The 14428-nt window shown below is 35.4% G+C and carries 12 protein-coding genes; 4 read left to right on the top strand and 8 right to left on the bottom strand.

Annotated elements, in window-relative coordinates:
• Nucleotides 1-5 precede the first annotated feature (5 nt).
• The 4 genes from AC0INN_RS13090 to AC0INN_RS13075 all read left to right on the top strand — a co-directional run bounded on the left by AC0INN_RS13090 (nt 6) and on the right by AC0INN_RS13075 (nt 5126).
• Complete coding sequence (locus AC0INN_RS13090) at nt 6-806, top strand: hypothetical protein (protein ID WP_273650544.1); 801 nt, start codon at nt 6-8, stop codon at nt 804-806.
• 144 nt (nt 807-950) lie between these two features.
• Nucleotides 951-1364, top strand: coding sequence for a hypothetical protein (locus AC0INN_RS13085; protein ID WP_273650543.1), 414 nt, complete (start codon nt 951-953; stop codon nt 1362-1364).
• A complete protein-coding gene (locus AC0INN_RS13080; RefSeq protein ID WP_273650542.1) occupies nt 1364-2365 on the top strand; it encodes a hypothetical protein in 1002 nt (333 codons plus the stop codon). The genes AC0INN_RS13085 and AC0INN_RS13080 overlap by 1 nt, the downstream gene beginning before the upstream one ends.
• Nucleotides 2366-2411: 46 nt before the next feature.
• The gene (locus tag AC0INN_RS13075) at nt 2412-5126 is read left to right on the top strand and encodes a hypothetical protein (protein WP_273650541.1); all 2715 of its coding nucleotides are present in this window, start codon (nt 2412-2414) and stop codon (nt 5124-5126) included.
• Between the two features lie 37 nt (nt 5127-5163).
• Here AC0INN_RS13075 and AC0INN_RS13070 read toward each other — a convergent pair whose 3' ends face one another.
• The 8 genes from AC0INN_RS13070 to AC0INN_RS13035 form a co-directional block, all read right to left on the bottom strand.
• Entirely contained in the window at nt 5164-5655 is a 492-nt protein-coding gene (locus tag AC0INN_RS13070; protein ID WP_172284560.1) for a low affinity iron permease family protein, read from the bottom strand.
• A gap of 105 nt (nt 5656-5760) precedes the next feature.
• Nucleotides 5761-7944 (bottom strand): TonB-dependent siderophore receptor, encoded by a 2184-nt coding sequence (locus tag AC0INN_RS13065; RefSeq protein WP_306613508.1) that lies wholly within the window; start codon nt 7942-7944, stop codon nt 5761-5763.
• A gap of 302 nt (nt 7945-8246) precedes the next feature.
• Nucleotides 8247-8552, bottom strand: coding sequence for a 30S ribosomal protein S10 (gene rpsJ / locus AC0INN_RS13060; protein ID WP_002661363.1), 306 nt, complete (start codon nt 8550-8552; stop codon nt 8247-8249).
• 16 nt (nt 8553-8568) lie between these two features.
• Nucleotides 8569-10686, bottom strand: coding sequence for an elongation factor G (fusA, locus tag AC0INN_RS13055; protein ID WP_172284564.1), 2118 nt, complete (start codon nt 10684-10686; stop codon nt 8569-8571).
• Nucleotides 10687-10692: 6 nt separating this feature from the next.
• A complete protein-coding gene (rpsG, locus tag AC0INN_RS13050; protein WP_172284566.1) occupies nt 10693-11169 on the bottom strand; it encodes a 30S ribosomal protein S7 in 477 nt (158 codons plus the stop codon).
• Between the two features lie 22 nt (nt 11170-11191).
• Nucleotides 11192-11605: a 30S ribosomal protein S12 gene (gene rpsL / locus AC0INN_RS13045; RefSeq protein ID WP_002983146.1), complete on the bottom strand. Its 414-nt coding sequence runs from the start codon at nt 11603-11605 to the stop codon at nt 11192-11194.
• A gap of 92 nt (nt 11606-11697) precedes the next feature.
• A complete protein-coding gene (locus tag AC0INN_RS13040) occupies nt 11698-12645 on the bottom strand; it encodes a sulfatase-like hydrolase/transferase (protein WP_273650539.1) in 948 nt (315 codons plus the stop codon).
• Between the two features lie 145 nt (nt 12646-12790).
• Nucleotides 12791-14386: a hypothetical protein gene (locus AC0INN_RS13035; protein WP_273650538.1), complete on the bottom strand. Its 1596-nt coding sequence runs from the start codon at nt 14384-14386 to the stop codon at nt 12791-12793.
• Nucleotides 14387-14428 lie beyond the last annotated feature (42 nt).

The following is a 14428-nucleotide window of genomic DNA, read 5'->3' as shown; positions in this document are numbered from 1 at the left end:
ACAGTATGAAAAAACTACTTTTTATATGCCTGATTATTTTAGGTACAGGGAGTCTCTTTGCCCAGGATGACACAGAAGTCAAGGATGACGGTCGCCTGGATTTCACTGCTAATATCCAGAATAACCACTTGTGGAGAGGCTTGATCATTACAGATAAGCCCGTGGTAATGGGAAACCTTTCTTACGCTTTGGATAAAGAAAAAAAATGGAAAGTGGGAATATGGGGAGCTTCTGCTTTAACCGACGACAAGGATGGCACCCATTATAAAGAGATCAATTATTATGTTCAGTATTCTGACGGACGGCTTTATATTGGGTTATGGGACTTATTTAACTCCAGAAACATCAATACTACAGTAGCTTCGGATGATATCTTTAATTATTCAAACAGAAGAACCGCCCATATTATTGATCTGAGAACAAATTACACCTTCGGTCCTTCGTTCCCTTTAAACATTGAAGCAGACATCATGCTTTATGGAGGTGCTAACGCGGGAGAAGTTGTTTTGAAACCGGACGGGAGCTATAAAAAGAATAAATATTCCACGTATGTTCAGGTAAGCTATCCTGTTATTGCCCATCAAAAAGTAAATCTGGATGCATTTGTTGGTGGAGGCTTTGCCATCAATGACAGCACATTTTTATATGGTAATGGAAAAAACAGTTTTGATATCGTAAATGTAGGTATCAAAGCCAGCAAAGCTTTAAAGATAACGGAACATTATACCCTTCCCGTATCAATGATGGCCATGTGGAATCCATCGAATAAATATGCAAGGATTCAGCTGGCAGCGACCGTATTTTAAAAAAATCAACATTATAAGAGGTCTATTCCGGTTTTGACCGGAATGGGCTTTTTTACATATGTCATTGACATCCTTAAGACAAAGTAAATACCGTGTTTTTACGGTGTAATTCTTGCATAAATCTTTTTACATTTGATCAAAAAAATGAAAAAGATATTCTGCGTGCTTATCCTCTGCATCGCAACCCTTTCCTTTTCACAATCTAAAGTTCCGTTTACTGGAAAAAGATCTTTCAATATAATAGAAGGATACAGCGGAACCGGCACACCAGCCTATTATCTTGATGTAAAAAAGAACGGCGATGTTTATTTTGGCTATGTACAGGTAAATCAGGCTAGCGGAGAAGAAACCAGTGAAGAAATAAATGCAGGGAAATACACCCCTCAGGTTATGAAGGTCCAGTTCAAAAAGTACAATGAAACTTTTTATGTAAAGTTTGATAAAGAAAAAATATACCTTACTGATGAAAAGGGAAATATTCAGAAATCTGAGGATTGCTGTTCTGCGATGGAAAGTGATAAAGAAAGTTGTACCTGTGAAAGCGCTTTTTACCAATAATGAAAATAATTAAGTTTTTAGTCATTCTTATTTTGCTTGTTTCATGCAGCGAAAGAGAGAAACATCCGTACACGTTTTATTACTGGAAAACAAAATTGTCTTTAGACAATGAAGAGAAAAAAGCATTAGATAAAACAACCGTCCCTATTCTTTACACAAGGTTCTTTGACATCAATAAAGTAAACGGCAGATTTCAGCCTTTAGCCGTCATCACCAAAGACGAAAGTTTCGAGACAGACAAACAAATTGTCCCTACCGTATTTATCACCAACCAGACTTTTGTTAATATTTCAGGGGAGGAAATACACTTCCTTGCAGAAAGCATACATCATTTAATTGACAAAAAGAGTAAAGAATATAAGCTGAAGACCAATCATGAAATTCAGATTGATTGTGACTGGACAGCCGGAACACGTGACGATTATTTCGCGTTTTTAAAAGAACTTCACAAAATTTCCGGGAAAGACATTGACTGTACGCTTCGGCTTCATCAGGTAAAAGATAAAGCAATAATGGGAATCCCTCCTGTAAAAAAAGTATTCCTGATGTGCTACTCCACCTCTTCTCCTTTGGAAACATCTGATAAGAATTCAATTCTGGATGTTAATATCCTTAAAAGCTATCTTTCAAAATTGGAAGATTATCCAATCAAGGAAATTGAAGTGGCTTTACCTATTTACTCGTGGGGAATTGTTACCAATCATTTAGGAAGACACAAGCTCATCAATGCTTTATCACAAAATGACCTGAAAAATCCTAATTTTAAAAAGATTTCAGATCATGAAATTGAAATTCAAAAAGATGGATTTTACTTTGGAAATTACCTGAATAAAGGATTTACCATAAAAGTTGAGGAAATTACAAACGACCAGCTCAGAGATGTCATTGCTTTTTTAGATAAAAAAATACCGTTGTTTAATATCGTTTATTATCAATTAGATACTAAATTTGTTGTGAACCAAAATTTCAAACTGATGTCTAAATTCCAGAGTGATTTTTAACATCATAGAATACAATAAAACACAACGCAAAAAATACTACATACCCATGAAAAAGTATATTCTCACAATTGCAGTCTTTTCACTTTTTTATACAAAATCAGAAGCTTGCGCCTGGTCAGATCCGGATTATGAGTATTTTAATCTTTTTACCCAAAGTATTATCAAGGATAAATCATATCTGCCATTTCTGCACAGTTATTCAACAAGATTTTATACTGACTTTAAACCAGGTCAGATTCCGGATGAAAATATTGGGACATGGAGGAAATTCTTTGGCAATCAGCTGAGCTATCAGGAAACCAATTATCTGGTAAATAATATAAGCCTTAATGAGCTTAATGAGCTCAAAAAAGGAAATCCGGGTAATCAACTATTGAAAAAACTGGGAACAGGTTTCTATCAGAAATATCGCGAAGGAATTGATTACTTAATTGAAGCTAAATATCTTGAGCCTTATATGAGGATCAATTTTATTGAAAATCCTGATTCTTATTTTTACAACGGCCCTCAAAGTGATAAAAATGCAACCAACCTTGATTATAACAAAACTATTTCAGCATTAACTTCTTTATATAATGCTGCAAAAAATCCTGAGATAAAACAGCGATACGGTTACCAACTGGTCCGTTTCAATCATTATACCAGAAATTATGACGCTGCACTTCAGGCTTTCAGAACCTATATTGAGCCGATCAAGTTAAAAGGAGTTCCTTACTTTATGGCTCTTGACCAATTAGCCGGCGCACAAAGAGGTATGAAGATGAACAGTGATGCCAACTGGAACTTCTTTCAGGTTTTCATGAATAGTGATAGCCGTAAAGAGTCTGCTTTTGTTTCTATGAAACTTTCTGATACCGCATCTTTTAATAACATTTTAAAAAGAGCAGGTACTCCGAATGAAAAGAATATGGCTTATTTTCTTTTGGGATATGAAGATTTCACCAATCCTATTCCTATAATGGAGAAGATGTACGATATTGATCCTAATTCGGAAATTCTGAAAGTAATGGCGGTAAGAAGTATCAATGAACTGGAAAGAGCTTATCTTCCTACTTATTATTATTCTGACGACACAGATAACGCAACCGTTCAAAAAGAAAACTCAAGTACATCTGCTGATTCTCAGAAAAAAGAATCTCCGGAAGTAAAAGAAAAAAAACTTTCATTCTGGCAGAAGATTATCCGGTTCTTTAAAAACCTGTTCGGAGGGTCTAAATCGGATAAGACAGCTGACGGAAAAGCAGATCAAAGTGATGATGAGCTATTAGATAATCCTAATCGAATTCCTTTCCACACAAAAAATCAAAGTTTTTGGTATGGAGATAGCAAGCAGATAGATTATCTTAATGATCTTGAAAAATTTACCTCAAAAACCAAAGAGAAATCTAAGGATGAATATTGGCAGATTGCAGATGCATACCTTAAATTCTTAAAAAAAGACTACAAAGCAAGTACTGAAATTCTGGAAGATATTAAAACAACCAATCCTGAATATCTTGAAGAGATCAAAAGGATGAAGGTCTTAAATGATATTGTTTCCCAACCGAAGATTACTTCCGATTACGAAGATCATCTAATGAAAGATTATCCGGAATATTTCATCGAAAAAGAAGTGAAGTCAGACAGTACAAATTCTGATTATGACAATTATTACGGTCCTGTTCCATCTACTGCATCATTCCTTAAGGACGTTTTAGCTAACCGATATTTCCTTCAGGGAGAGGATGGGAAATCATTCCTAATGAGCAATAAGCTTTCTGATCTCCAATATAATCCTAATTCAAGTTTGGTTAAAAGTGTAGAGGACTTTTACAGGAAGCCTAATAAAAATCAATTCGAGCAGCAGATCATTGCCAAAAATATGGACGATGTAGGAAATATTGAGGCATTCTTCAGTGTAATTTATGGCGACCGGGCGATGAGAGTTGCCGATTTTGAAAAAGCAAAATCATATTATCAGAAAGCGCAGGACTTTGTAGGAATTCCTAGGATCAATTATGACTGGGTTTCCAGTGAACAACCAAAAGTTCCTCATCAATATGCTAAAGACGAATACAATGGTTTCAGAAATATCCCGGATTATGTTTTTGGCCATAATGTATGGGAAAGCTTCGAAAGTGATGCAGCCACCAGCATGGAAAACGAAGACTACACTCAATTTCCTTTCATAAAGACCATGATGAATAAGCTTGAATTAGCAGATGCTGCTATAGAGCTTAAGAAAATTGGTAACGGAAAAGATGAAAAAGCTGCTAAAGCGAGCCAGCTTATTGGTAATTTATTGTATAATACTTCTATTCTTGGTTATTACCGACAGCTGTTCGTAATGGATGTAAATAATAGTAATGGTGGCAAATATGATTTCTGGAATACAGATAAGAAAACACCATATCAATATTATTATAAAAATTTCCTTGACAGATCTTACATTGAACCGGATAATTTTGATCTGGCTATCAATTATTATAAAAAAGCACTGGCCCTTTCAGTGAATAAGGAAGAAAAAGCGAGAATCTTATTCCAGATGGCTAGTGCAGAGCAAGGAAAATACTATCAATACGAAGCAAAAAATCCATCAAAGATAAGCTACTCCGATCCTCAATATTCTGAGAAAAGCGATGCCTATCAAAAGCAACTGGACAATATAAAGAATGAAAAGTTCCGAACCTATTTTGCTTTATTAAAAACCCAGTATTCTGATACGGAAACTACCAAAAATCTAATGGGAAGCTGTTCTTATTTTAGTTACTTCATGAAATAGAACAATCGCTTTCGGTCTGAAATAAAAAAAGGAATCACTATGATTCCTTTTTTTGTTTTTCCAACCATTCCTCATGTTTCTTTTTAAACAGATCATGCTTGTAGCTTTGATTTCTTTTAGCCGCATCAATAGAATGAGAAGTATGGATATCCACATCATCTTGAGCAAAGTCAGCTAATTTCTCATAATAGGTATGCAGCTGATCCAATTCTTTTTCGGATAAGTCTTCTATATCTACAATCCGGTTACTCGCTTTTTCATGGGCTGCGATCAGCTCATTTAGTTTAATCTGTATAGCTTTAGAATCTTTATTCTGGGATTTCTGAATAAGAAATACCATCAAAAAAGTAATAATCGTTGTTCCTGTATTGATCACCAGCTGCCAGGTTTCAGAATAATGAAATACAGGTCCGGAAAGAGCCCAGATTACAACAATAGCAGTAGCTCCAATAAAAGCATGGGAACTTCCTGTAAATTTGGTTGCCCAATCTGAAAACTTTTCAAAAAAATTATTATCCTTATGACTCATAGTGATTATTGTTTTAAATAATAAATGTATTAAATAATATTATTTTTTAAGCAAAAAAACTTAAAACAATAAACATAGTGATGTGTCTAAAGTTCCACAGATCAATTAGAATTTATAATTTACTTGCACTGCAAAATTCCGGGGTTGGATCTGATCAATATATCCACCTCTGAAATACGAATTGTAGCCTACAGTATCAAAAATATTATTGAGAAAGACTCTTAATCCCAATCCTCTTTTAAATGAATATCCTATCTGCGCATCAACTGTTGTATACTGAGGCATATTAAAAGGCTTTTCACCAAGCTGAGTCCCATTGATATGACCATTTGCAGCATTAGAATATTTTTGTTTATAATCATCTACAGGTCTTGTACCAACGTAATAAATCCCAGCGCCCACGTCAAGACCTTCCAGGGCTCCGGTATTAAATTTATAATTCAACCATGCGTTGGCCGAATTCTTTGGAGTATTAATAGGGGCAGAACCATTCACAAATGAAGGGCTGTCCCTGTATTGTGCATCTACATAAGCCCAACCCGTCATAACCTGAAGATTAGGAAGGATTTTACCTATTAATTCAACTTCGATTCCTTTTCTTTTTAGCTCTCCTGCCAATGCATAGGTCCCAGTTCTGTTTCCATCAGTTAAAATTTCATATGAGAGGTTGTCTGTATTAATATTGAACAATGTAACATTGAACCTTAACCTTTCACTAAGCCAGTCGGATTTGATCCCTGCTTCCCATTGTTTGGTTGTGGATGCTCCTACTGTCCCACCTCCGATCAGTACATTATTTGCAGTTCTTAAAGAAGTTGTACTAGTATATGAACCAAAAATATTCATATTTTCGACAGGCGAAATCATTAACCCTAATGATGGATTCCATGCATAGCCCGGATTTTTATCCGATCCATTTAATCGGCTATAACGAATACCTAAATGAGCTTTGATGTATTTATTGAATGTGATAACATCCTGGGCCATTAATCCTAATGTCGGAGTAACAGTATTGATGATAGCATCTTTCTTTGCCAGTTCAAAATTGTTGACATCAATAGAAGCGGGAAGAATATTATTAATTTCATTAAGAACATTGATCCGGTCAACATCTTTACTCTGATAAGAGGTCGTTGTAACATTCGATTCTTTCCAATCAAAACCTACCTGGAAAGTATGTTTCATAAATCCTGTCATTACATCAGATCCGATAAAATCAAACTGAAAAACCTTGTTTAGATCCTCTCTTCCTGATTTCGTTAAACTTCTATCTCTTATTTCATTTGGGTTCTTTGAATCGACAGGAGATAAAGCTGCACCTACAATGTCCGACTGATAAGAAGAGCTCATTAATGCAGCTCTTACTTTCAATTTGTTGGTCAGTTTTCTAGTAGCCGTTGTAGAAAAGTTGAATGTTTCCATCTTTGCATTATCTGTAGAAAACCCAAGAAATTTTCTACCCGGCATTCTGTATATAGCTTCAACATCACCTTTTGCAAGATTTACGGTCCCTCTATCCGGCGTAGTATTGTTATACATATAATCCATTTCTACCACGATTTCCGTTTTATCATCAGGTCGAATAGCTATGGATGGATTTACATAGATCCGATCCGTATGAATAAATCTTCTGAAACTATTATTATCCTGATATGCTGCATTTAATCTTACGGCAATCCTACCATCAGAATCCAATACCCTTTGAAAATCTATTGTTGGTCTGTAAAAATCCCAGCTACCATACCTAAACCCTATATTTGTTTCATCAATAAATTTAGGAACTTTAGTAACCACATTGATCACACCTCCTGCGGAACCTAACCCATCGCCAATTCCATGAGTAACTGCTGCTGAGCCTTTGATCACCTGAATACTCTCTACTCCCTGCATATCCGTAAGCATTGCTCCGGTCCTGAAATCTGAATCCATCTGAACACCATTCTTTAAAACAGGAACTCCTCTGTATCCTCTAATTGACATACTTTCTCTCGTTCCCCCATAACTTCCAAACTGGGTTACCCCCGGTATATTCTTTGCAACATCCGTCACCGTAAGCCCTCCCAGGTTTTCTATCACTTTATAAGATATAACAGAAATACTTTGGATCTGATCCCTCGTTTTTAAGGGTAATCTTGTTATGACTTCTAAGCCTTCCGGTTGTTTTTTTCTTTCTCCGAATAATTCTACTTCTTCGATTGTGTTTTCTTTTCTAATGCTATCATTTACTTTTTGTCCACTGACAAAACCAATCCCTAACACTACTAAAGAAAAAGATACTGTTCTTTTCATCTCTTATTTTTTGCAAAAATATTATTTTTATTAATTCTAAATAAATTAATACTGGTGATATATGTCATTGCAAAGAATTACTCTTTGTAATTTTATTACCTCTCAGTTTAATTCGCAAAAAATTCTACAAACATAAAGTTCAATATTTACCAAATAAAAAAAAGGTCAATCGTTCTCAACAGACTCCTCTACTTCTTACGGTTCCTCATCCAAATACCATTGAAATCTTTCTTATTGATACATAAAAAAATCCGCCCCTTTTACAGGGGCGGATTCTATAATCATTGCAAAGTATGCAATTATCACACTTTAATTTCTACGTCAACACCGCTTGGTAACTCTAATTTCATTAGAGCATCAACAGTTTTAGAAGAAGAAGAGTAGATATCCATCAATCTCTTGTGAGCTGATAATTGGAACTGCTCTCTTGCTTTTTTGTTAACGTGTGGAGATCTCAACACCGTGAAGATTCTCTTGTTAGTTGGTAATGGAATAGGTCCGTTTACAACAGCCCCGGTAGCCTTTACCGTTTTTACGATTTTCTCAGCAGACTTGTCTACCAAGTTGTAATCGTAAGATTTTAGTTTTATTCTGATTCTTTGTGACATTTCTTTAATTTAAAAATTAACCTTTTGCTTTAGCAATGATTTCTTCAGCAACGTTTTGTGGAGTCTGAGCGTATTTCTCTAATTCCATAGAAGATGTAGCTCTTCCTGATGAAAGTGTTCTTAGAGTTGTTACATATCCAAACATTTCAGAAAGTGGAACAGAACCTTTGATAACAACAGCACCGTTCTTTTCTTCCTGACCACTGATCGTACCTCTTCTCTTGTTAAGGTCACCAATAATGTTACCCATATATTCTTCCGGAGTTACAACTTCCAGTTTCATAATAGGCTCCATAATTACCGGCTTAGCAGCTTTACCAGCTTCCTTAAATCCTAATTTAGCAGCTAATTCGAAAGAAAGAGCATCAGAATCCACCGCGTGGAAAGATCCATCTTTAAGAGTAACTTTAATACCTTCAACTTCGAAACCAGCCAATGGACCGTTCTTCATTGCAGCTTTAAATCCTTTTTCAATTGCAGGAACGAATTCTCTAGGAACGTTACCACCTTTGATCTCATTGATGAATTCTAAACCAACTTTACCTTCGTCAGCAGGTCCTAGTTCAAATACAATATCAGCAAATTTACCTTTACCACCTGATTGTTTTTTGTAAACTTCTCTATGGCTGGCAACTTTTGTTAAGTTTTCTTTGTACTCTACCTGAGGTTGTCCTTGGTTTACTTCAACTTTGAACTCTCTCTTCATACGATCTACAATGATATCCAAGTGAAGCTCACCCATACCAGAGATAATCGTTTGTCCAGAAGCTTCGTCAGTTCTAACAGTAAACGTTGGATCTTCTTCAGCCAATTTTGCTAATGCGTTACCCATTTTATCCTGGTCCGCTTTAGTTTTAGGCTCAACAGCGATACCGATTACCGGATCAGGGAAAACCATCGATTCAAGAACGATTGGGTTTTTCTCATCACACATCGTATCACCAGTTTTGATAGATTTGAATCCTACTGCTGCACCAATATCTCCTGCTTCAATATATTCTACAGGATTTTGCTTGTTAGCGTGCATCTGATAGATTCTTGAGATTCTTTCTTTATCTCCAGAACGAGTGTTCAGGATATAAGAACCTGCATCTAATCTTCCAGAGTATGCTCTGAAGAATGCTAATCTTCCCACGAATGGGTCAGTAGCAATCTTAAATGCTAAAGCCGCGAAAGGCTCATTTACGTCTGGTTTTCTTGTAATTTCAGCGTCTGTTCTTGGATCAGTACCTTTGATATCATCTTTATCCAATGGAGAAGGCAAGTATTTACATACTGCATCCAACATGAACTGTACTCCTTTATTTTTGAATGAAGAACCACAAGTCATTGGGATAATAGATAAATCAATAGTAGCTTTTCTAAGAGCTTCGTTGATTTCTTCTTCAGAGATTGAATCCGGATCTTCGAAGAATTTCTCCATCAAAGTCTCATCATAGTCAGCTACAGCTTCAACTAATTTCTCTCTATATTCGTGAACCTCAGCTTTCATGTCTTCAGGAATTGGCACTACTTCAAAAGTAGCTCCTTGTCCTGCTTCATCCCAGATGATAGCTCTGTTTTTAATTAAGTCTACAACACCTTTAAAGTCTTCTTCAGCACCGATTGGTAAAACGATTGGAACTGCATTAGATCCTAACATTTCTTTAACTTGTTTTACAACGTTAAGGAAGTCAGCACCTTGTCTGTCCATTTTGTTTACGAATCCCATTCTAGCAACTTTGTAGTTGTCAGCAAGTCTCCAGTTTGTTTCAGACTGAGGCTCTACTCCATCTACAGCAGAGAATAAGAATACCAAACCATCCAATACTCTCAAAGATCTGTTTACTTCTACTGTGAAGTCAACGTGTCCCGGTGTATCGATGATGTTGAAGTGGTAAGGTTTAGTGTCGGCTACAGGTTTTCCTTGATCTGTTGGAAAGTTCCAAGAACAAGTAGTTGCAGCAGAAGTAATGGTAATACCTCTTTCTGCTTCCTGCTCCATCCAGTCCATTGTAGAAGCACCATCGTGAACCTCTCCAATTTTGTGGTTTACACCAGTATAGAATAAAATCCTTTCTGTAGTGGTAGTCTTACCTGCATCAATGTGAGCAGCGATACCAATATTTCTTGTAAATTTAAGATCTCTTCCCATTTCAGATTAGAATTTAAAGTGTGAGAAAGCTTTGTTAGCTTCCGCCATTTTATGAGTGTCACTTTTCTTTTTATAAGCAGCACCTTCTTCTCTAGAAGCAGCAACAATTTCGTTAGCTAATTTCAAAGCCATAGACTTATCATTTCTAGCTTTAGAATATTTAATTAACCATTTCATCGCCATAGAAATTTTTCTATCAGCTCTGATTGGCATTGGGATTTGGAAGTTAGCACCACCTACTCTTCTTGAACGTACTTCTACGTGAGGCATTACGTTAGTAAGGGCATCTTTCCAGATCTCAAGAGAAGTCTTTTCAGTTTCTCCTTTTTTAGTTTCTACAACGTCTAATGCATCATAGAAAATTTTGAATGCGATAGACTTTTTACCGTCTAGCATTAGGTTATTTACAAATCTAGTTACCAATTGATCATTAAATTTTGGATCTGGTAACAACGGTCTTTTTTTCGCTTTTGTCTTTCTCATTGTTTTGTACCTTATTTAATGATTATTTTTTCTTTCCTTTAGCTGGTGCAGCAGCTGCCTGACCTGGTTTAGGTCTCTTAGCTCCGTACTTAGATCTTCTCTGTGTTCTTCCATTTACACCTGCAGTGTCTAATGCACCTCTTACGATGTGGTAACGTACTCCCGGTAGGTCTTTCACCCTTCCGCCTCTTACCAATACTATCGAGTGCTCTTGAAGATTATGTCCTTCGCCCGGGATGTAGGCGTTGACTTCTTTACCGTTTGAAAGTCTTACCCTTGCTACTTTTCTAAGTGCAGAGTTAGGTTTCTTAGGAGTGGTAGTATATACTCTCGTACATACACCTCGTCTTTGTGGACAAGAATCAAGGGCAGCCGATTTGCTCTTCTTGGCAAGCGTGGCTCTTCCTTTTCTTACTAATTGTTGAATAGTAGGCATTTAATTGCTTTTTATTTTAAGCTGCAAAAATAGTAATATTTTTTTAATTGACAAGTAGTTATATATTTTTTATATACTTGAAACTAAAATATTTATTTGAATACTTCTTTGATTACTTTTCCTTTAGCGTACTGTAAAGGAACTCCTAAAAGTTCGGCAATAGTACTTGCTATATCAATCTGTTCATAATTTCCGGTACTAATCGTAGTATTCTTTTTAAAATCCGGCCCAAGAGCAAAGAACTCAATATGTCTACATCCTTCACAATCATCACCATGATTTCTAAATCCACCTTTGCTGTCCAGATGTCTTCCATGATCATTAGAAACAATTAGTGTGGTCTTATCTTTATAAGCGGGCAGAGACTGAATATAATTCCAAATATCCTTAATAGAAGCATCCGTAGTTTTTATTGCCTGAATGTATTCATTATATTTATTATCATGTCCATATGAATCTACGTCTTTAAGATTGATAACAATCATATTAGGATTATACTTTTTCATGATCTCTTTTGTATTGGCCATCGTAACGGCATCCGCTCTATATCCAGATCCATTTCCGCTCACTCCGCAATCTACACTTGGCTGGAATTTGCCTTTCCAATCTGCCAATTTACAATCGTTCAAAACTTCCAGTTTATCTTTAGAGGCAATAACCCATGCTTTTGTTTTATCTGCTCCTGTGAATTTAAGCCATTGCTGCATTACAGACGGAAAGCCTGGTAATTCTGTCCCATCATTCTTAATATTTTCATATACTCCAGAACACATGGCGCTATGCCCGGGGTTGGTGCTTGTAGTTCCATTGTTTTTAAAATTACTGATAAATACTCCTTGACTCAAAAGGCTCACTCTATTAGGAATATTCTTTTTTGTTGATTCTTCCCAGGTCTCAGAAATACGGGGACCATCTACAACCAATAAAACAACATTCTTGGTTTCGTATTTTTTTTCAGTAGGCGCCTGTCCGTCTTTATCTCTATCTGAACATGAAAAAATAAAAAGAAGGAATGCTAAAAGTAAAATAGTCTTTTTCATAATTTGTAGAATTTTGGTTCTAAAATTAGGAAAATACATCATCGAGTAACATTAATTAATTGTTATACATTTTTAAAATTAATCATAACAACAGTATGTAATAGAAATCACGAAACTGAAATTAATAAAAAGCTTTCTTCATCTACTAGTCCACAATACGAACTTCAACGTTCTTATTCCACTTAAAATCCCGGATATTTCTTCTTAATATCTCCTGGTTAGTTTGTTCAAGCGCATAAATGGAAACCTCATCTTTTGATACAGCAATCATATTTTTAATCTTCAAAACGGCAATTTTTTTCCAATTTCGTGGAATATGCCCCTGAAACCATTCATCATATATTACTGCGATTTCATATTTGTTATTAGCAGTATATTGAATTAGAAAATTCTCAAATTCCTCATTTAAATTTCTTTTATCAGCGGTAAAAGGAATCATTTCTACAGATCCAAGCCCCACAATATCCAGCAAATGGATATCTGTATAGTAACTTATAGCACCAATATCATTCGCTACCACTTTAGATGTATTATAATAGGTATGTAAAAATCTTGCGGATTGTATTTGTTGTTCATAAATATTTTTTCCGCCATTCTCAAGAATACGATCTGCGAACCAACTTTTATAAAAAAGAAGCAGGATATTCATAATTACCAGGATAGTAATAAGTTTTTCTCCTTTGATGTAACTTTTATAGTCAGAAAACAGAGCAGATATTCTGGGAATAATTGCCATACAAAACCCTGTCAATATATAGGCTTCGTACCTGAACATCCCTTTAAGATCAGCAAACATGGTATGGCAAATCATTAAGAGGGAAAAAACAATTAGGAAAAAGTTCTTTATAATGATTTCTTTTAAAGACTTATTCCTGATAGTATCTCTGCATATGAAAACAATACTTATTAAAATTGGAAAAATACCTATTTTATAAAAGCTTTTATTAAGGAATAAATGATCAAGAAAGATCGTTTTAAGCCGCACAAACATTTCAGGTCCTAAAGTCAATTGAGTTCCTTTTACCACAACTGAATTGGGAAAAAAATAACCATCCTGCTGATAATTGAAATAACAGAATAATAATACAGGGACAAAACCTGCAATTAAAACACCTAAGGCATTTTTCCATTTTTTAACCGTAATAAGAACACCAGCGAGGATCACAAAATAAAACATACTTTCGAAGCGGACCAGCCCCATCAATATAAGGGAAAGATAAAATGCCGGAACTGCCATCCTGCTCTTATTCCAATTGCTGAAGGAATACATATTGACGATAAAAAGAAATACCTGAAAAACATGTTCCATACCGGAGAGTACCTGCAAATGCAAAACAGCAAAAAACAAAGTAACCAACGTTGCTAAAACAGTATTTCTTACATTCCTGAAAGTTTCTCCATAATACATGGAAAGGAAATAAAGAATTCCTAACGCGAAGGTTATATTAAAATACAGAGGGATCTGATCATGATTACCGAATACCTGGATTAAAAAACTGATCATAAAAGTAAACAAGGGAGAGGAAGAGGTAGAGGAAAACCCATACCTTGTAATCCCCCATACATCATGTAAAGCAAAATTCTTAGCGATAGCGAGATGAATATAAGCGTCGTCAAGAGGATATACATATTGTCCATCTGTTTTTGAAATACTAACTATATAATAAAATATACAGATACCAAAAAATACAAAAAGAGATAAAAAGAAACTCTGCAAACCTATATTTCGCGATGACGACATTTTATGATAAATTATAAGAATACCAAAGATAAGTATCATCAA

Source organism: Chryseobacterium subflavum (assembly GCF_055762745.1).
The sequence above is the reverse complement of the archived record's forward strand: the minus strand, read 5'-3'. Positions and strand labels throughout refer to the sequence as shown.